A 19,271-nucleotide genomic window follows, 5' to 3' on the forward strand; every position below is an offset into this window, starting at 1 on the left:
CGGAGGGGTCCGTGCTCCGGAAGCTCGTCAAGGAATTGAAGGGCGCTCTGGAGTTCGCTCTGGCAAGCCAGGTCCTGGCCCGGGCCAGGCACCACGCCCCGGGCGATATCTGGATCGTCCAGCAGTTGGCCCTGTGCGCCTACAAGGACGAGGAGCGGCCGCCAGCCACCCGATTTGCCGAGGCCCTGGCGTTGCTGGAGGGGATCGGCCTGCGCGATCCCGGGAACCGTAACGCCGAAACCCTGGCGCTGGGCGGAGCGGTATACAAGCGCCGGTGGGAGCAGTTCGGAAAGCTCGAGGACCTGCACGAAGCACTGGTCTTCTATCGGGCAGCCTACGAGCGCAACCCGGAAGAGGACATGGGTTATGGTGGCGTCAACGCGGCTTTCGTGCTCGACCGGCTGGCGGCCCGCGCGGCGAGCGTGGCCGCGCGCACCGGCACGGATCCGGTCGAGGCCGAGGCCCTCCGCGCGAAGGCTCGAGCACTGCGCGAGGACATGGCCGTCGAGCTACCGCGAGCCGCGGAAAGGAACCCTGCCCTTGAGGGGCAGTACTGGTACGTTGCAACGCTGGCGGAGATCCAGTTCGGCTTGGGAAACTACACCCAGGCGGGAGAGTGGCTGGCCAAGGCCAGAAACATCGAGACGAAGGAATGGGAGCGCCAGACCACGTTCCGGCAACTGGTCACCCTGGCCCGTCTCCAGGGCATCGAAGCACCCATCGAGAATCGGGACAGCGTGAAATGGCATCCCGCGTGGCAGGCGCTTGCCGAGCTGTTGGGAGAGGAGACCGAGCTGGCCCTTTCCTGCTACCGGGGCAAGGTTGGGCTCGCCCTGTCGGGCGGCGGCTTTCGCGCCTCGTTCTTCCATTTGGGAGTGCTGGCACGCCTGGCGGAAACGGATGTGCTGCGCAGCGTCGAGGTGCTGTCCACGGTGTCCGGGGGCAGCATCGTCGGGGCGCACTATTACCTGGCCGTGCGTCATTGGCTTCAGAGCCATCCGGACCGCGGGATTTCCCGTAGCGACTATTTGGCGATGGTAAGCGAGTTGCAAAAGCAGTTCCTCGCCGGCGTACAGCGCAATCCGCGCATGCAGGTACTCGCGCGCCTGGGCGAGAATCTGCGCATGATCTTCCGCAAGGACCGCTCCCGGAGCCACCGACTCGGTGAGATCTTCGAAGAAGCGCTGTACGGCCGGGTGGCCGACGGGCACCTTCTGGACCAGCCGCGTGTCCTTGCCGAGTTGCTGATCAAACCGGCGGGTGAATCCGATCCGGACTCGTTCAAACCCAGGTTCTCGAACTGGCGGCGCCGCGCCAGGGTGCCGGCGCTGCTGCTGAACGCCACGTCTCTGAACACCGGACATGCCTGGCAGTTCAGCGCCCGCTGGATGGGCGAGCCGCCCGGGCTGATCGGCACGGAGGTGGACGTCAATGAGCGACTGCGCCGCCCGTACTACAGGGACATGCCCACCGAAGCCCTGCGCCAGTATCGCCTGGGCCACGCCGTGGCCGCGTCAGCCTGTGTGCCCGGCCTGTTCGAACCGCTGGTCATCGAGGGTCTGTACCCGGAACGAACCGTGCGTCTGGTGGACGGTGGGGTCCACGACAACCAGGGTGTGGCCGGCCTGCTCGACGAAGGCTGCACGCTGATCCTGTGCAGCGACGCCTCGGGCCAGATGGACGACCAGAGCAACCCGTCCGACAGGCTCGTCGGTGTCCCGTTACGGGCGAACAGCATCCTGATGAAGCGGGTGCGCGATATCCAGTACCAGGATCTCGTCGCCCGCCTCGACAGCCGCGCGATCGAAGGGCTGTTCTTCGTGCACCTGAAGAAGGATCTCGCGTCCGAACCCCTCGACTGGATCGGCTCCGACGAACCCAGGTCCGAGCCGCAACACACCGGTCAGCGCACCCCTTACGGCGTGGATCGTGACCTGCAATCCAAACTGGCCGCGCTGCGTACGGATCTGGACAGCTTCACCGAGGTCGAGGCACACGCCCTGATGCTGAGCGGCTACCTGATGACGGAACACCAGTTCCGCGAACTGCAGCAAGGCCACGAGAAGGAAGGTCAGCCCGGCACCTGGGGGGACTACGATGTCGGCGCGCCGCGCGGCGATTGGTCGTTTCTAGCGTTGGAGGAGTTGCTGGGGCAACCGCCCGACAGCCCGGATGTTCGCCGCAAGGATCTGGGGTTACAGCTCCAGGTCGGTGCGGCTCGCCTCTTCAAGGTCTGGAGGCTGGTCCCGGCATTTCGCGTGGCCGGCTGGGCGGCTCTGATTGCCGCTCTGCTGGCAATCGCGACGCTGACGGCAACGTTCTGGAACACCCCGCTACCGAGCCTGGCGCCTACCTTGGGAGCCCTTGTCCTGATACTCGCGCTGATCGCGGCTGGTCTCATGGTCCCGGCGCTGAAGTGGGTCCAGCCGGAGCGCGCAATGCGGGGGCACCTGCGCAAGGGACTGATCGCGGTCGCGGGATTTGTCGCCTCCAGGGTGCACCTGGCATTCTTTGACCGCCTGTATCTCGCGCGCGGCCGGGTCGGCCGCTTGCTCGGCCTGAAATGAGTGACAACGCACACTTCGGCGCTGTTCCTCCGTATCGGGTACGCTGGCGCGCCTGGCACGGAAACTTGCGCCGGTACCTCTCGGCGACCCACAAGAGGGCTCGGTGAAGATCTTTCTCGCGTTTTCCTTCCGGGACGACGACAAGGCCCTCGTCGGTTTCGTCGAGCAGCTCCTGGCCAGTCACCACGTGCAGGCGATCACAGGCGAACGTCTAGCCGGGGAGCAGCTTACCCCGGCCGTACAAAGGAGAATCGACAGCAGCGACGCCCTCGTGGCCCTGCTCACGCGTCGAGACGAGTTGCTGGGTGGCGGCTGGACCACCCACCAATGGGTGCTCGACGAACTGGCCTACGCCCGCGCCCACAACAAGCGGGCGATCGCCGTGGTCGAGGATGGAGTTAACAACGGCGGCATGTACCAGCCGCATGAGCGGATCGCGCTGAACCGCGACCAACCCGTCGAATCCCTGCTGATCCTCTCGGAAACCATCGGCCTGTGGAAGCGCGCCGTGGGTCGCACGGTCAAGGTACAACTGCTTCCGGCAATGCTGGCCCGGCGGCTCGGAGCCGCCGGCAACAATAGCCGGTGCCGCTATCGGCTCTGGCTACGGGGCGAGTTCACTGACTGGCGGGAGAGTACTCCGGTGCCCGAGGGCGGCGGTACCTTCCTCTACATCAACGGTGTCGACGACGAGCATCTGATTCAGTTGGAGGTCCAAGAGTACAACAAGGTCTGGCAGTCCGTCGCCACGTCGCAATGGATGCACATCAAACTCTCTTCAGTGGGTAATCAGCCATGAGCCTCCGCATCGCACAGGACGCCCATTACCAGGGCAAGAACTGGTGGCGCTGGTCCGTCTGGCTGGATGGATCTCCGGCGGAACTCGACGACGTGTCGCATGTGGTTTACACGCTGCACCCCACCTTCCCCACACCGGTTCGCCACACCGACGATCGCAGTTCGGACTTCCGGATCTCTTCGGCCGGCTGGGGAGAGTTCGAGATCTTTGCGGAAGTCACACTCAAGAGCGGTGAGACCCTGAAGCGGCATCATTGGCTCACGCTCGAACAGCCGCCTACGAAACCAGACCAAGGACTGCCCAGAATCAAATCAACACACTCGGAGGTTCCACGAAAAGCCCGGAAACGGGGCATGGCCACGAACGATCTGGTTGGCAGCAGCCCTCCGCGCCGCGCTGCCACGAGAGGCGTCGCGCCCAAGACGGAGACGCTGCCTCTCACCGTGTTCCTGTCGGGCAGCGTCGGGGATATGCCGGCCATACGGAACATCAGGGCGGTGCTCGAACGTCACGGTGCCAAGGTCACCACAGCGGAGGACATCGCTTCCGGACTGCCGTGGGAACACGCCATACGTGAGCGCATCCGCAACGCAGACGTTGCGGTGTTCGTCCTCTCACGCCGCCCCAGCCTCTTCCTGATGCAGGAGATCGAGCTAACCCTTGAGATCGGCACCGGACTCGTGGTTCCCGTACTCATCGGCACCGAAGTTGAACCGCCGCAGCAACTCCAAGGGTGGCAGGCATTCCGGGTCTCGGATGACAAGGAACTTGAAACGGTGGCCCTGGATGTCCTCAAGAGTTCAGTGGCAAGAGAACGCGGGTGATGGCCGAGAGGTCGTGGCTATGACTGCAGCGCTCGAGCACGCAAGGGGAGCGCACAGGCGTGGGGCTACCAGGGGCCGAAACGCGGGGCCGGGGCGTTGGTGTAGAAGTCCTCGCGGGGTTGCGGGAGCGGGCCGCGGTACTCGGCGGGGTAACGGGTGATCTGTCCGCTCCGGGGGTCGATGCCGGTCCACGAAAACCAGCGCCAAAAATCGCCGCCGGCCTCGATGATCCGCTGAGTGTCGGGCTCCCAGACCACATGCCCGGCCGGCGCAATCGCACTCACGCGCAGGCAGGCCCCGCTCGCCGCATCCCATACCCGCAGCGTCCCCTCACCCCCCGCCGACACAAGCCGAGCGCCGTCCGGCGAATACGCGCAGAACAACACCCAGCCCTCGTGCCCGCACAGCGTCCGCAGACGCTCCCCGCTCGCCGCATCCCACACCCGCAGCGTGCCGTCACCCCCGGCCGAGACCAGTCTCCCACCCTCGGGCGAAATGGTCCCGGCTGGATGGCGCGCCTGCTGCCCCTGCGCGAGGAACTGTTGCGCGGAGACACCCGCCCGCTCTATCTCGGGTGGCTTGCGCGCGTCAGCGAGGGCGAGTTCGACGCGGAGGAGCCGGAACCGCCACGGCCGGCGGGTCTGGGCGCGCTCACCCCGGCACAACAGGCACTGGCCGAGTTTCTCCTGCTCGACCCAGACCTGGTTGCCGCAGCCGCTGTGGCAAGTCCCGAGCTGCGGTCGCCGCAAGCGGCAGAATCGGATGTCGACGCCTGGCTGGCCACGCAGACTGCCGACGCCCTGCGTGCCCCGCTGCGGCTGATGCTGCTGGGCCAGCCGCTGGCGGCGGAACGTAGGCTACACGGCGAGTTCCTCGCCTGGCAACGCAATCAGCACCCGATGATCCCCCGCTCGGATCGACGAACGCTGGCCGAGATCGAGGCCGGCGTGGAAGCGGCACGCAGCCTGCGCCTGGAACGCGAACGCGAAGCGCGTGCCGCCAAGGAGGCCAAGCGCCAGGCAGAACACGCACGCTATCTCTCGACTGTGGCCCAACAGGCGGATCGTGTCTGGGACGAGATCGACACCCTCCTGGAGCGCCGCACCGGTGCCGCCTACGACGAGGCCCTTCAACGCCTGCAGGACCTCGCCGAGGCCCTGCAGGCCGCCGAACGCGAACAGGAGTTTCGCCGCGATCTCGAAAAACTGCTGGCGGCCCATGGCGGGCGTCCCGCATGGATGAAGCGGCTGGAAAAAGCGGCTGGAAAAAGCGGGATTTCTGCCCTGCCAGTCCGTGAACGCGGTCACCATCGACTGGGACCGGATGCCAGGCCGCTCCGAAGCCGGCACTGGCTCGTGACGTCTATCTGCTAAGCCGGCACAACGGCCATCCGTCCGGGAATCGGCGCCGGTGTCTGACCGAGGTACGACGCTGCGCCTCGCGCTACGTCAGTCCTCCGGACTCGCCTCGAGCGCACCGCTGTCCATGCGGCAGAGACAGTAGACGAACGGTTGTTCCTTGCCAGCCGGTGTCTGGTGCGCCTCGCGGTGGTGGCCGAGAAGCGTGAATGCGGCACCGAACTCGGCGTGAAGCGCCGACGGGCTGTAGCGCATCACCGGCAGTCCGCTGCACAGGGTCGGTCCGTCCTTGGCGAAGGTCGCGACGATGACCAGGCCGCCCGGTTTCACCGCGCGCAGCACCTGCCGCACGTAGGCTTGGCGACCCGAGGAGTCGGTCAGGAAATGGAACACGGCCCGGTCGTGCCAGACGTCGTAAGCATGAGCGGGCAGATCGGCATCGAGCACGTTGGCCTCCAGCCAGTGTACGTCCGACGCCCGCTTCCCCAGCCTTGCGCGGGCCGCGGCCAGCGCCGCTTTGGATACGTCCAGCACGGTGAGGTCGCGGTAGCCCTCGCGCAGGCAGTCGTCGACGAAGTGCGAGGCTCCTGCCCCAACGTCGATGATCGCGGCATCCCTGGGCACCCCGGCGTCCCGGAGGATCTGCAGGGACAGCCGGGCATGTTCCTGAAACCAGCTGACCTCGGTTTCGCTTTTCGAAGCGTAGACTTTTTCCCAGTGCTCTTTGGATTCCATCGGAGTTCCTGGCCTGGCCGTCATTCGCACGAAAACGGGGGTGAATCCCTTTCACCTTCCGCGGCTTCCGTGTTCTTCCGTGGCTGCATTGTCGCGGTGCCAAGGCTTGGCTATTGCACCAGCGGGGTGTCGGCGCCGTCCAGGTCGAGGCCGTCGATGCGGGCGTCGCCGACCAGGCGCTGCAGGTACTGGGCGACGGCGCGGCGCAGCACGTGCTGTTCCATGTACTCCGCCACCTGGGCCTGCACGGCCTCGAACGGCAGTTGTTCGCCACCCTCCCGACCCCGCAGGTAGACCAGGTGCACGCCGTAGCGGGTCTCGAGCGGGCGCGATGCGATCTTGCCGGGCTCCATGCGCTCCAGCGCTTTCTCGAACTCGGGCACGGTCTGGCCGCGGCCGATCGGACCCAGGTCGCCGCCCGCGTCGCGCGACGGGCAGGCGGAATGGGTCATCGCCGCCGCGGTGAACGCGCCGGGATCATCGCCGATCTCGGCCAGCAGTTCTTCAGCCCCGGCGATCGCTTCCCGTCGAGCTTCATGATCGTCCGGGGCCGCCGGGAGCAAGATATGTGACACGTGGTGCACGACGGGGCTGCGGAAGCGCTCCCGGTGCGTGTCGTAGTAGCGCCGGCAGGCCGCGTTATCGGCCTTCGGGACCTGGACTGCCCGAGCCATCAATGCCTGGATCAGGCTTTCCTCCGGATCGGTCGCATCAAGGGGCGGGCTCAACTCGCTGCGGCGGGCTTCCTGCAGCAGCAGTTCGCGGATCACCAGCGCCCGGGCCGCTTCGTACTGGGCGACATCGGCCGACGGGGCGGGGTGATATTGCATCTCGCGGTGGATCGCCTGTTCGGGGATCTCCACACCGTTCACGGTTATCGTCATGGCATCGTCTCTCGTCTTTCCGTCGGGTTCCAAAAAGCCGCCGCCGGTTCATGTTCAGGTCAGGCGGAAAAGCGCGTCGTGATCCACGGTTCGCCCTCGGTGAATGCACACAGGCCCGGGTTCGCGCGGCGCCGCACGGCGGATGACGGCCTTCAGCCTCTTCCGCCCTACCCTGCTGTCCAGCGGGACCAAAACCACCGCCGGCGGTTCAAGCCGCTGTAGGGCGGAAAAGCGCAGCGTCATCCGCCTTTCAGCTTCGGGGTAGGCACACCCGCCGGGGTTCGCGCGGTGCCGCACGGCGGATGACGGCCTTCGGCCTCTTCCGCCCTACGCCCCTTGCGGGTCGGTGTCGTTCTGCATGGCCCGCGCCGTTCAGCCGGTGCTCCAGGCACGGGGGCGGCGCATGCCGGCGATCCGGCAGGCCTGCTTCACGTAGCCGTAGGGGAACAGCTCGAACAGGTGGTTGTGGGCCTTGTCGCCGTAGCCGAACTCCTCGTCGAGGAACTTGATCACGAAGCGGGCATCCACCGCGATCTGGTGCTCGTCGTAGTACTCGCGGATGAAGCGGATCACGGCCCAGTGTTCGTCAGTGAGGTCGATCCCCTCTTCCGCGGCGATGTGTTCCGCGACGCCCGAGGTCCAGGCCTCGGGGTCGACGAGGTAGCCTTCCTCGTCGGTGGCGATGGTCGTGTCGTTGAATTCGATGGCCATGGGGCATTCTCCAGTCGGTCTTTGCGTCATCGGTTGTCGGTCGTTGTGAAAGCTTCGGCCTTCGCCTCCGTCCCCCTCCCGCATGCGGGATCAAGGTCGGGTTCGGGGGTGCATGGTGCCGTGCACTTCCCCCTCCCCAGCCCTCCCCCGCAGGCGGGGAGGGCGTTTGCTCCCCCTCTCCCGCTTGCGGGGAGAGGGGCCGGGGGTGAGGGTTGAGTGCACGCGGGGATGACCATGCGCTTCCTCCTCCCCAACCCTCTCCCGCTCGTAGGGAGGGAGTTCCGGGGAGGGTTCAGCGGCGGCGCACCAGCTGGTAGCTGCGGCCGAGGTACCAGACGGGGGCGCTCCAGATGTGCACCAGCCGGGTGAACGGGAACACCAGGAACATCGTCAGCCCGAGGACGATGTGCGCCTTGAAGATCCAGTGGGTGTCGACGATGAACGCGGCGGCACCCGGCTGGAAGGTCACGATGTGCTGCGCCCAGTTCGCCAGCGCCACCATGTTCGCGCCGTCCAGGTGGGTCATCGACAGCGGCAGCGTGGCAAGCCCGAGAATCAGCTGCACATACAGCAGGACCAGGATGAAGTGATCGGACCCGCTGCTGGTCGCCCGGATACGGGCGTCGAACAGGCGGCGATAGAGCAGCATGCTCAGCCCCACGAAGGTCATCAGGCCGAAGATGCCGCCCGCGATGATCGCGATCAGCTGCTTGGCCGGCGTCGAGATCCCGATCGCCTTGTACGCCCACTCGGGCGTCAGCAGACCAAACAGGTGACCGAAGAACAGCAGCAGGATCCCGATGTGGAACAGGTTGCTCGCGAGACGCAGGTTCTTCGTGCGCAGCATCTGGCTCGAGCCGCTGCGCCAGGTGAACTGGTCGCGCTCGAAACGTACCAGGCTGCCCAGCAGGAACACGGCGAGCGCCAGATACGGGAAGTACCCGAAGACGAGTTCGTTCAGATAATCCATTGTAGTCAACCTCCGAAGACGGATTGCTTGGCGGGCACGGTGCCGGCGGGTTCCGGCTTCACCCAGTGGATCGGCTGTTCAGTCGCCTGCCCGCTGCCGCAGCCGCCCGGCGCGAGGAAGGTCACCGCCTCTTCTTCCCAGTACTTGTCCATGTTCACCACCGTTTCGTCGGGGCCCTCGGCAGCCGCCTGCTCTCGGATCTCGTCGAGGTTCTCGGGCGCACCCGCAAAGGCCAGCAGCGCGTCGAACAGAACCCCATACCGGCTGCCCCGCAATGCCAGTCGTTCGCCAATCAGTGCAAGCACCGGCGCCGCGTCGCCGAGCAGTTCGCGGGCCTCGTTCACCGGCCGCTCGGAGGCGAACTCCAGGAACAGCGGCAGGTAGTCCGGCAGTTCCCGCGCGCTCAGCTCGAAGCCGTGACGGCGGTACAGGTCCACCAGGTCCACCATCGCCTGGCCCCGGTCGCGCGACTCCCCGTGCACGTGCTCGAACAGGTGCAGGGACACCGCCCGGCCACGGTCGAACAGGTTCACATAGTCCTCCTGCAGCACGTAGAGGTCCGTGATACGCAATTCGGCGATCAGCGTTCCGATACGCCGCCGCAGCTCCGGAGGTAGCAGCCGTTCCTCTTCCACCGCCGCCGCCAGCTCCTCCAGCGCCCCGAGCAGGTCGGCTCGCGGGTAACACAACAGCCGGGAGATCACCTTCAGCGTTTTCATCGGTTCGATCCGATCCGTGTCGGTCATGACTTCACCTCCACCCGGATCGGCTTGCCCTGACGGTCGGTCAGGCGCTTGGTGCCGAAAATGCTGGTCTTGGTCGCCCCGTCGGCGCAGGAGTTGCCGAAGCTGAAGCCGCAACCGCCGCGCTCGCCGTAGGCGTCGTAGGTCGCACTCGCGTACTCCCGGTGCGAACTCGGGATCACGAAACGGTCCTCGTAGTTCGCGATCGCGAGATAGCGGTACATCACCTCGATCTGGTCCATGCGCAGACCGACGTCGTCGAGCACGGCCTGGTTGAACTCGCCGTCCACGGTCTTCGAGCGCATGTAGGCGCGCATCGCAAGCATGCGTTTCAGCGCCAGCGTCACCGGCTTTTCGTCACCGGCCGTCAGCATGTTCGCGAGGTAGCGCACCGGGATGCGCAGCGAGTCGACGTCGGGGATGATGCCGTTCATACCCATCTTCCCGGACTCGGCGGCGGACTGGATCGGCGACAGCGGCGGGACGTACCACACCATCGGCAGCGTGCGGTACTCCGGGTGCAGCGGGAACGCGATCTTCCACTCCATTGCCATCTTGTAGATCGGCGACTGCTGGGCGGCGGTGAGCCAGGACTCGGGGATGCCTTCCTTGCGGGCGGCAGCGAGCACCTTCTCGTCGAACGGATCCAGGAACATTTCCAGCTGCTTCTCGTACAGATCCCGCTCGCTGGCAACGCTGGCAGCTTCCTCGATCTTGTCCGCGTCGTACAGCAAAACTCCGAGGTAGCGGATGCGTCCGACGCAGGTTTCCGAGCAGACCGTCGGCTGGCTCACCTCGATGCGCGGATAGCAGAAGATGCACTTCTCCGATTTCCCGGTGTTCCAGTTGTAGTAGATCTTCTTGTATGGGCAACCGGACACGCACATGCGCCAGCCGCGGCACTTGTCCTGATCGATCAGCACGATCCCGTCTTCCTCGCGCTTGTAGATCGCGCCACTCGGGCACGATGCGACGCAGGCCGGGTTCAGGCAGTGCTCGCACAGGCGCGGCAGGTACATCATGAAGGTGTTCTCGAACTGGCCGTAGATGTCCTTCTGCACCTGTTCGAAGTTGTAGTCCTTCGAGCGCTTGGAGAACTCGGTACCCAGGATCTCCTCCCAGTTCGGCCCCCAGTGGATCTTCTCCATCCGCTTCCCGCTCACCAGCGAACGCGGGCGAGCGACTGGCATTGCCCTCGACTCCGGCGCGTCCTGCAGATGCGCGTAGTCGTAGTCCCAGGGCTCGTAGTAGTCGTCGATCTCGGGCAGGTCCGGGTTCGCGAAGATGTTCGCCAGGATCCGCCACTTGCCGCCCATGCGCGGCTCGATATGCCCGTCCTCGCGGCGGCGCCAGCCGCCGTTCCAGCGGTCCTGGTTCTCCCACTCCTTCGGATAGCCGATGCCGGGCTTGGTCTCGACGTTGTTGAACCAGGCGTACTCCATCCCGTCGCGCGAGGTCCAGACGTTCTTGCAGGTGACCGAACAGGTGTGGCAACCGATGCACTTGTCCAGGTTCAGCACCATTGCGATCTGTGCACGAATCTTCATCTCAGCGAGCCTCCACGGCTTGAGCGGCTGGGGCGCGTTCTTCCATCCAGTCGATCTTGTTCATCTTGCGGACGATGATGAATTCGTCCCGGTTGGAACCGACGGTCCCGTAGTAGTTGAAGCCGTAGCTCAACTGGGCGTAGCCGCCGATCATGTGGGTGGGTTTCAGCACCGCGCGGGTCACCGAGTTGTGGATGCCGCCGCGCGTCTGGGTCGTCTCGGATCCGGGCGTGTTGGTGATCTTTTCCTGCGCGTGGTACATCAGCGACATGCCTTCCGGCACCCGCTGGCTGACCACCGCGCGGGCGGCGATCGCGCCGTTCACGTTGTAGGCCTCGATCCAGTCGTTGTCCTCGATGCCGACCTTCGCCGCGTCGACCTCGCTGATCCAGATGATCGGCCCACCCCGCGAGAGCGTGAGCATGATCAGGTTGTCGGTGTAGGTGCTGTGGATGCCCCATTTCTGGTGCGGAGTGATGAAGTTCAGCACCACCTCACCGTTGCCGTTCGGCTTGGTGCCGATGATCGGATCGACCGTCTTCATGTCCACCGGCGGGCGGTAGACACACAGCGGCTCGCCGAAGGCGCGCATCCAGGGGTGATCCTGGTAGAACTGCTGGCGCCCGGTCAGCGTGCGCCACGGGATGAGTTCGTGCACGTTGGTGTAGCCGGCGTTGTAGGACACGTGCTCGTCCTCGAGTCCCGACCAGGTCGGCGAGGAGATAATCTTGCGCGGCTGCGCGACTACGTCGCGGAAGCGGATCTTCTCGTGCTCCTTCGGCAATGCTAGGTGCTTGTGATCGCGACCGGTAATCTGGCCCAGCGCGTCCCAGGCCTTCACCGCCACGTGGCCGTTGGTTTCCGGCGCGAGCATCAGGATCGTCTCGGCCGCGTCGACATCCGATTCGATCCGGGGCAGCCCCTGGCTGACGCCCTCTTCCGTCACCACGTAGTTGATGTCGCCGAGCGCCTTGACCTCTTCCTCGGTGTTCCAGTTGATGCCCTTGCCGCCGTTGCCGGCCTTGACCATCAGCGGCCCCAGCGCCGTGAACTTCTTGTAGGTGTTGGGGAAGTCACGCTCGACCACCACCAGCCCCGGCATCGTCTTGCCGGGAACCAGGTCGCACTCGCCGCGCTTCCAGTCCTTTACCTCCAGCGGCTGACCCAGTTCGGCCGGCGTGTCGTGCAGCAGAGGCAACGCGACGAGGTCCTTCTCGACACCGAGGTGACCCTCGCAGACCTTCGAGAAGGTTTTCGCGATCCCCTTGAAGATGTCCCAGTCGGTCCGGGACTCCCAGGCCGGGTCCACCGCCGCCGTCAGCGGGTGGATGAACGGGTGCATGTCGGAGGTGTTCAGGTCGTGCTTCTCGTACCAGGTCGCGGTCGGAAGCACGATGTCCGAGTACATGCAGGTGGTGGACATCCGGAAGTCCAGCGTCACCAGCAGGTCGAGCTTGCCCTCGATCGGCTTGTCGGCCCAGACGACCTCCTCCGGCTTCTCGCGGCCCTCGCCGCCGAGGTCCTTGCCCTGCACCCCGTGGGTCGTGCCGAGGAGGTACTTCAGCATGTACTCGTGGCCCTTGCCCGAAGAACCGAGCAGGTTCGAGCGCCAGACGAACAGGTTGCGCGGAATGTTCTTCGGATCGTCCGGGGCCTCGAACGCGAAGCCGAGCTTGCCGGCGCGCAGCTGCTCGACCGCGTACTCGGCGGGCGCCTTGCCCGCGGCGTCGGCCTCGCGGCACACCGCCAGCGGGTTTTCGGAAAGCTGCGGCGCGGCAGGCAGCCAGCCCATGCGCACCGAGCGCACGTTGTAGTCGATCTGGCTCCCGGTCCAGTCCTCCGGCTTCGCGGTCGGCGACAGAATCTCCTGCATCGACAGCTTTTCGTAGCGCCACTGGCTCGAATGGATGTAGAAGAACGAGGTGCTGTTCATGTGCCGCGGCGGGCGGTGCCAGTCGAGCGCGAATGCCAGTGGCTGCCAGCCGGTCTGCGGACGCAGCTTCTCCTGCCCCACGTAATGCGACCAGCCGCCACCACTCTGGCCCACGCAGCCGCACATCATCAGCATGTTGATGATGCCGCGGTAGTTCATGTCCATGTGGTACCAGTGGTTCATCGCCGCGCCGATGATCACCATGGACTTGCCATGGGTCTTGTCCGCGTTCTCCGCGAACTGGCGCGCGACGGTGATCACCTGATCACGCTTCACGCCGGTGATGCGTTCCTGCCAGGCCGGCGTGTAGGGCACGTCGTCGTCGTAGCTCGCGGCGACGTTCCCACCGCCGAGGCCACGGTCCACACCGTAGTTCGCGCAGGTCAGGTCGAACACGGTCGCAACCAGTGCTTCTGAACCGTCGGCCAGCTGGATCTTCTTCGCCGGCACGTTGCGAACCTGAAGCGTGTCATGGTCGGTGTGGGTGAAATGCGGATGCTTCGCGCCGCCGAAATACGGGAACGCGACCGGCACCACTTCATCGGAATCGCCGATCACCGTCAGTGCGAGCTGCACCTCCGCGCCGGTGGCCGAATCCTTCGCTTCCAGGTTCCAACGGCCGACATCGTCGCCCGTCTCACCCCAGCGGAACCCTACGGAGCCGTTGGGCACGACCAGCCGGCCCGAGGTTTCGTCCAGGGACAGGGTCTTCCATTCGGCATTGGCCTTCTGGCCCAGCGAATCCTTCAGGTCGGAGGCGCGCAGGAAGCGGCCGTTCACGTAGTGGCCGTCCTGCTTGTCGAGCAGCACCAGCAGCGGGAAGTCGGTCTTCTCGCGCGCATACTGGGTGAAGTACTCGCTCTTGTTCTCGACGTGGAACTCTTTGAGGATCACGTGGCCCATCGCCATCGCGAGTGCGGCGTCAGTGCCCTGCTTCGGATGCAGCCAGATGTCGGCGAACTTGGTCGCCTCGGCGTAGTCGGGCGAGACCACGACGGTCTTCGTGCCCTTGTAGCGCACCTCGGTCATGAAATGGGCGTCCGGCGTGCGCGTCTGCGGCACGTTCGAACCCCACATCATCAGGAACGTCGAGTTGTACCAGTCCGCGGATTCGGGAACGTCGGTCTGCTCACCCCAGGTCTGCGGCGACGACGGCGGCAGGTCGCAGTACCAGTCGTAGAAGCTGCCGCAGGCGCCGCCGATCAGCGACAGGTACCGGGAACCCGCCGCGTAGGAAACCATCGACATCGCAGGAATCGGCGAGAACCCGTAGATGCGATCCGGCCCGTAGGCCTTGGCGGTGTAGACGTTCGCGGCGGCAATGATCTCGTTGATCTCGTCCCATTCCGCGCGCACGAAACCGCCGAGGCCGCGCATCGACTTGTAGGAACGCGCCTTCGCCGGATCCTCGACGATGCTCTCCCAGGCCTCGACCGGGCCCAGCGTGCGCCGCGCGTCGCGCCAGAGCTTCACCAGCCGGCTGCGGACCAGCGGGTACTTCACCCGGTTCGCGCTGTAGATGTACCAGGAGTAGCTCGCACCGCGCTGGCAGCCGCGGGGCTCGTGGTTGGGGAGATCCGGGCGAGTCCGGGGATAGTCGGTCTGCTGAGTCTCCCAGGTCACCAGCCCGTTTTTCACGTAGATCTTCCAGCTGCACGAACCGGTGCAGTTGGTTCCGTGGGTGGACCGCACGATCTTGTCATGCTGCCAGCGCTGGCGGTATCCGTCCTCCCAGCGGCGGTCTTCGCGGGTGACCTCTCCGTGCCCGCTGGAGAAATGGTCCTTGACCCGGTTGAAGAACGTCAGTCGGTCGAGAAAATGGCTCATTCGGACTCTCCTGTTACACCAGGGTGGGCACGGCGCGCCCACCGCATTCGTCGTCGAGGCTCACCAGTCGGGGTCCGACCGCGTACGGACGTGACACCACCAGGTGAGCGCCATGCAAACCAGGTAAAACAACACGAACATCGTCAGTGCGCCGTGCACTCCCCCGGAGGTGCCCAGCGCCAGGGCCAACAACACCGGCACCGCGAACGCACCCAGCGCCCCAACCGCCGAGACCAGGCCGATGACCTGCCCCGACTCGCGGATCGAACGCCGCGGCGCCGGCTCCGGCCGCTCGCCCTCGATCAGGTCGGGCACGATGCGGAACATCGACCCGCTGCCCAGTCCCGCGGCCAGGAACAGCACCATGAACGCGGCCATCACCCCCCAGAAGCTCCCTGCCGTGGCCGACCCCGGGAGGAAATTCATGGACACCAGCACCGAGGACCCCATCAGCGCGAAGGCCCAGAACGTCACCGGCCCGCCGCCGTAGCGGTCCGCGAGCCAGCCGCCCAGCGGACGTGCGAGCGCACCGAACAACGGCCCCAGGAACACGTACTGCAGCACGTCGATCTCCGGGAATTGCGTGTGCGCAAACAGCGGGAAAGCGGCGGTGAAGCCGATGAACGAACCGAAGGTCCCCAGATACATCAGGGACAACACCCAGTACCGGCGCTGCGCGTACACCGACACACCGGCCTCCCGCGCGGGCGGGAACGGCACCTCGTGCATGCCGAAACGTGCAAACAGCGCGCACAGAAGGATCGCCGGAACCCAGACGAACCCCGCGTTCTGCAGCCAGAGCAGCTGCGCGTCGCCGCGCAACTCCACCGTCTGCGGCGCCCCGGCCAATGCCCCGAACACCGACAGCGTCACCACGATCGGCACCAGGAACTGCGCCATACTGACGCCGAGGTTGCCCATTCCCGAGTTCAGGCCGAGAGCACTGCCGAGTTCCCAGCGGGGGAACAGCAGAGTCAGCGAGGTCATGCTCGACGCGAAGCTCCCGGCTCCCAGCCCACACAATCCGGCCAGCAGCAGCATCACCGGGTATGGCGTCTGCGGATCCTGCACCGCGACCCCGAGCCCGACCGCCGGGACCAGCAGCGCGAGCGTCGTGATCATCGTCAGGCGCCGGCCTTCGACCCGTGTCGCCACCAGCCCGTAGGCAAGGCGCAGGACCGCCCCGCTCAGGCCCGGCATTGCCGCCAGCAGGAACAACTCGGTGGTCGAGTAGCCAAACCCGGCCGGCGGCAGCAGCACCACGACCACACTCCAGATCGTCCACACCCCGAACGCGACCAGCAGGTTCGGCACCGAGATCCAGAGGTTCCGGTGCGCGATCAGCTTGCCCCGGGACTGCCAGAAGGCGGGGTCGTCCGGGGCCCAGGAGTCGATGGCGCGGGCGTTCATCACGGTCGACGCAGCAATGGTCGTCTTTGCGGATCACGGGTTCTTCACGTAGGCGTTGCGGCGCAGGTAGAACCACCAGTTCAGCACCATGCACAGCGCGTAGAAGACCGCGAAGCCGTACATCGCCATCTCCGGCGTGCCGCCGCGGATCTGTTCACCGATGACCAGCGGAGCGACGAACGCGCCGTAGGCGGCGACCGCCGAGGTCCAGCCGAGCACCGGGCCGGCCTGTTCGCGGTTGTAGATCACGCCGATCGTGCGGAACGTCGACCCGTTGCCGATGCCGGTCGCCGCGAAGATCACGATGAACAGCGCGATGAAGGCAAAGAAGTACTGCTCCGGGTTGGGCGAGTTGTACGCCAGCATCATCATGTAGCCGACCGCGGCAGAGGCGATCACCATCACCCCAGCGATGATCTGGGTCACGATCGAACCGCCGACCTTGTCGGAGACCCAGCCACCCACCGGGCGGATCAGCGCGCCGACGAACGGCCCGATCCAGGCGTAGGTGAGCGCCGACGGGGCGTTCGGGTTCGCGACCCGTTCCATCACCCCGTCCACCTCGACGCTGCTGAAGCCGAAGATGACCGTGATCGACAGGGGCAATGCCATCGAGAAGCCGATGAACGATCCGAAGGTCAGGATGTACAGCACCGTCATCGACCAGGTGTGCTTGTCCTTGAAGATCGTGAACTGGCGTTTGGAGTTGGCCCCGATCTTTCCGGGCATGATGCGCATCAGGAACAGCGTCGCGACGATGATCAGCAGCATCGCGATCCACATGTTCAGGATGCCGAGGCCGGTCGGGGGTGGCAGGTACAGGTACAGGCCGACGCCGGCGGTCAGGAAACCGATCAGGTACAGGCTGAGAATCTTGCCGAATGCCGTGATCGCGTGACCGGGTTCCGGGGTGATCGGCCGCAGGTTGTTCATCCCGAACCAGGCCAGCACCACCAGCGGGATCATGATCGCCGCCCAGATGAAGCCGGCGTTCTGGATCCAGGTTTCGGAGCCCGCCGGGATCCTGCCGATCAGCGTGCCGCTGTCCTTCAGCAGGGTCATTGGATCCCCGGCGATCACCCCGAACAGGCCGACGGTCATCACGGCCGGGATCAGGATCTGCATCGTGGTCACGCCGAAGTTGCCGAGACCGGCGTTCAATCCCAGCGCCAGACCCTGCCGGTTCTTCGGAAAGAAGGTGCTGATGTTGCTCATCGACGCCGCGAAGTTGCCGCCGCCGACGCCGGAGAGCAGCGCGAGCAGCTGGAACACCCACAGCGGTGTGTCCTGGGTCTGCAAGGCAAAGCCAGCCCCGAGCGCGGGCAGAATCAGCAGCAGCGAGGTCAGGAAGATCGTATTGCGCCCGCCGGCGACGCGGATCATGAACGAGGCGGGGATGCGCAGCGTCGCACCGGTCAGGCCGGCGATCGCGGTCAGGGTGAACAGTTCGGCCTGGGAAAACGGAAACCCCAGGTTGATCATCTGCACCGTGATCATGCCCCACATCAGCCAGATGGCGAAGGCACCGAGCAGGTTCGGGATCGAGATCCAGAGATTGCGGTTCGCAATACGTTTGCCCTTCGATTCCCAGAACGCCTTGTCCTCGACGTCCCATTCTTTGATATCAGCGGCCATTGCAGTTGGCTCCCATGTCAGTCGCTATCTTTGTCGTTGTTTTCCGGCACGGCCGTCACCGGGTACCCACCGCCGCCGGGGCGGCCGGCTTGCGTTCGGTCCACCACATCCAGATCAGCGACACGCCGGTGGCACCGAACAGCAACCACCAGACGATCTGGTTGAACTGGAAGACGTCCACGAGGGCGCCGAACATGATCGGCAGCAGGAATCCGCCGAGGCCGCCGATCAATCCGACGATCCCGGAAATCACACCGATATTCTGCGGATACTCGTTGGCGATGTACTTGAACACCGAGGCCTTGCCGAAGCCCCAGGCGATGCCCATCACGAACAGGGCCGCGGTGAAGAGGTAGATGTTGCCGCCGAAGCTGAAGGTCAGCGTCCCGCCGTCGACCGTGCGGATCGCCAGCTCGGTTTGCGGATAGGCCATGTAGAACAGGCATATCAGGCTGGTCCACATCACCCACCAGGTCACGGTGTGGGCGCCGAAACGGTCGGACAGCCAACCGCCGAGAGCGCGAATCACCCCCGACGGCAGTACGAATATCGCGGCGAGCAGCGCGGCAACCTGGATACCGATGCCGTATTCGCTGATGTAGTACTTGGTCATCCACAGCGAGACGCCGACGTAGCCGCCGAACACCAGCGAGTAGTACTGGCTGTACTTCCAGACTTTCGGATCCTTCAGCGCCGCGAGCTGCTCGCGGATCGTCACGGACTTGTCGACCAGGTGGCTGACCGGTTCCTTGAACGTGAAGAACCAGTAGAGAACCACCATCACCGCCATTGCCACCGCATAGACACGCGGTACCATGGTCCAGCCGTAGGCCACGACCAGCGTCGGTGCGACGAATTTGGTGACCGCCGCCCCCGCATTGCCCGCGCCGAAGATCCCCATCGCGAAACCCTGGTTCTTCTTTTCGAACCAGCGCGCGGTACCGGAGATGCCGACCGCGAACGAACCGCCGGCCATGCCGACGAACAGGCCCGCGACCAGCAGCGCCCAGTACTGCTCGAGGGTCGACACCATCCAGATCGGAACGATGGTGACCGCCATCAGCACGGTGAACACAATCCGCGCCCCGTAGCGGTCGGTCAGCATGCCCAGGGGCAGCCGGATCAGCGAACCCGTCAGGATGGGCATCGCGACCAGGATGCCGAACTCGGTCTCTGAAAGTCCCAGGTCTTCCTTTAACGGGATGCCGATGATCGAGAACATGGTCCACACGGCGAAACACACCGTGAAGGCCAGGGTGTTCATCGTGAGTACGGAGATCTGCTGGTAGCGGGGGGTCGCCACGGTTGTTCCCCTTGTTTTGAAGCTG

The 19,271-nt window shown here is 65.3% G+C and carries 15 protein-coding genes; 4 read left to right on the forward strand and 11 right to left on the reverse strand.

The genetic code is table 11. From position 1 onward, the window contains the following. The first annotated feature begins 11 nt into the window (after positions 1–11). From TVNIR_RS08180 to TVNIR_RS08190, 3 genes are all read left to right on the forward strand, one after another. Positions 12–2,567, forward strand: a complete 2,556-nt coding sequence (locus TVNIR_RS08180) for a patatin-like phospholipase family protein (RefSeq protein WP_211263159.1) — start codon at positions 12–14, stop codon at positions 2,565–2,567. A gap of 103 nt (positions 2,568–2,670) precedes the next feature. Continuing rightward, a complete protein-coding gene (locus TVNIR_RS08185) occupies positions 2,671–3,366 on the forward strand; it encodes a TIR domain-containing protein (RefSeq protein ID WP_015258532.1) in 696 nt (231 codons plus the stop codon). Beyond that, positions 3,363–4,190 carry a pYEATS domain-containing protein gene (locus TVNIR_RS08190; RefSeq protein ID WP_015258533.1) on the forward strand — a complete coding sequence of 276 codons (828 nt, stop codon included), beginning with the start codon at positions 3,363–3,365 and terminating at the stop codon, positions 4,188–4,190. The genes TVNIR_RS08185 and TVNIR_RS08190 overlap by 4 nt, the downstream gene beginning before the upstream one ends. 65 nt (positions 4,191–4,255) lie before the next feature. Here TVNIR_RS08190 and TVNIR_RS20655 read toward each other — a convergent pair whose 3' ends face one another. Further along, on the reverse strand, positions 4,256–4,633 hold the full coding sequence (locus TVNIR_RS20655) for a WD40 repeat domain-containing protein (protein ID WP_015258534.1): 378 nt from the start codon (positions 4,631–4,633) through the stop codon (positions 4,256–4,258). 66 nt (positions 4,634–4,699) lie between these two features. Between TVNIR_RS20655 and TVNIR_RS08200 the strand changes: the two genes are divergently transcribed. Beyond that, positions 4,700–5,563 (forward strand): coiled-coil domain-containing protein, encoded by an 864-nt coding sequence (locus TVNIR_RS08200; RefSeq protein ID WP_015258535.1) that lies wholly within the window; start codon positions 4,700–4,702, stop codon positions 5,561–5,563. A 75-nt stretch (positions 5,564–5,638) separates the two neighbouring features. On the opposite strand, the gene TVNIR_RS08205 is transcribed toward TVNIR_RS08200, so the two are convergent. The 10 genes from TVNIR_RS08205 to TVNIR_RS20970 all read right to left on the reverse strand — a co-directional run bounded on the left by TVNIR_RS08205 (position 5,639) and on the right by TVNIR_RS20970 (position 19,246). After that, complete coding sequence (locus TVNIR_RS08205) at positions 5,639–6,283, reverse strand: class I SAM-dependent methyltransferase (protein WP_015258536.1); 645 nt, start codon at positions 6,281–6,283, stop codon at positions 5,639–5,641. A 110-nt stretch (positions 6,284–6,393) separates the two neighbouring features. Further along, on the reverse strand, positions 6,394–7,167 hold the full coding sequence (locus TVNIR_RS08210) for a peptidylprolyl isomerase (RefSeq protein WP_043739526.1): 774 nt from the start codon (positions 7,165–7,167) through the stop codon (positions 6,394–6,396). Between the two features lie 372 nt (positions 7,168–7,539). Continuing rightward, positions 7,540–7,878, reverse strand: a complete 339-nt coding sequence (locus TVNIR_RS08220; RefSeq protein ID WP_015258538.1) for a TusE/DsrC/DsvC family sulfur relay protein — start codon at positions 7,876–7,878, stop codon at positions 7,540–7,542. A gap of 292 nt (positions 7,879–8,170) precedes the next feature. Continuing rightward, positions 8,171–8,848, reverse strand: coding sequence for a respiratory nitrate reductase subunit gamma (gene narI / locus TVNIR_RS08225; RefSeq protein WP_006747608.1), 678 nt, complete (start codon positions 8,846–8,848; stop codon positions 8,171–8,173). Between the two features lie 5 nt (positions 8,849–8,853). Next, positions 8,854–9,594, reverse strand: coding sequence for a nitrate reductase molybdenum cofactor assembly chaperone (gene narJ, locus TVNIR_RS08230; RefSeq protein ID WP_015258539.1), 741 nt, complete (start codon positions 9,592–9,594; stop codon positions 8,854–8,856). Further along, entirely contained in the window at positions 9,591–11,138 is a 1,548-nt protein-coding gene (narH, locus tag TVNIR_RS08235; protein ID WP_015258540.1) for a nitrate reductase subunit beta, read from the reverse strand. The genes narJ and narH overlap by 4 nt, the downstream gene beginning before the upstream one ends. Position 11,139: 1 nt before the next feature. After that, on the reverse strand, positions 11,140–14,898 hold the full coding sequence (locus TVNIR_RS08240) for a nitrate reductase subunit alpha (RefSeq protein ID WP_015258541.1): 3,759 nt from the start codon (positions 14,896–14,898) through the stop codon (positions 11,140–11,142). Between the two features lie 60 nt (positions 14,899–14,958). Next, positions 14,959–16,308: an MFS transporter gene (locus tag TVNIR_RS08245; protein WP_043739527.1), complete on the reverse strand. Its 1,350-nt coding sequence runs from the start codon at positions 16,306–16,308 to the stop codon at positions 14,959–14,961. A gap of 33 nt (positions 16,309–16,341) precedes the next feature. Beyond that, positions 16,342–17,943: an MFS transporter gene (locus tag TVNIR_RS20965; RefSeq protein ID WP_015258543.1), complete on the reverse strand. Its 1,602-nt coding sequence runs from the start codon at positions 17,941–17,943 to the stop codon at positions 16,342–16,344. 55 nt (positions 17,944–17,998) lie between these two features. Then, the gene (locus tag TVNIR_RS20970; protein WP_015258544.1) at positions 17,999–19,246 is read right to left on the reverse strand and encodes an MFS transporter; all 1,248 of its coding nucleotides are present in this window, start codon (positions 19,244–19,246) and stop codon (positions 17,999–18,001) included. Positions 19,247–19,271: the final 25 nt, after the last annotated feature.

This window comes from Thioalkalivibrio nitratireducens DSM 14787 (assembly GCF_000321415.2).
Lineage (GTDB): Bacteria > Pseudomonadota > Gammaproteobacteria > Ectothiorhodospirales > Ectothiorhodospiraceae > Thioalkalivibrio > Thioalkalivibrio nitratireducens.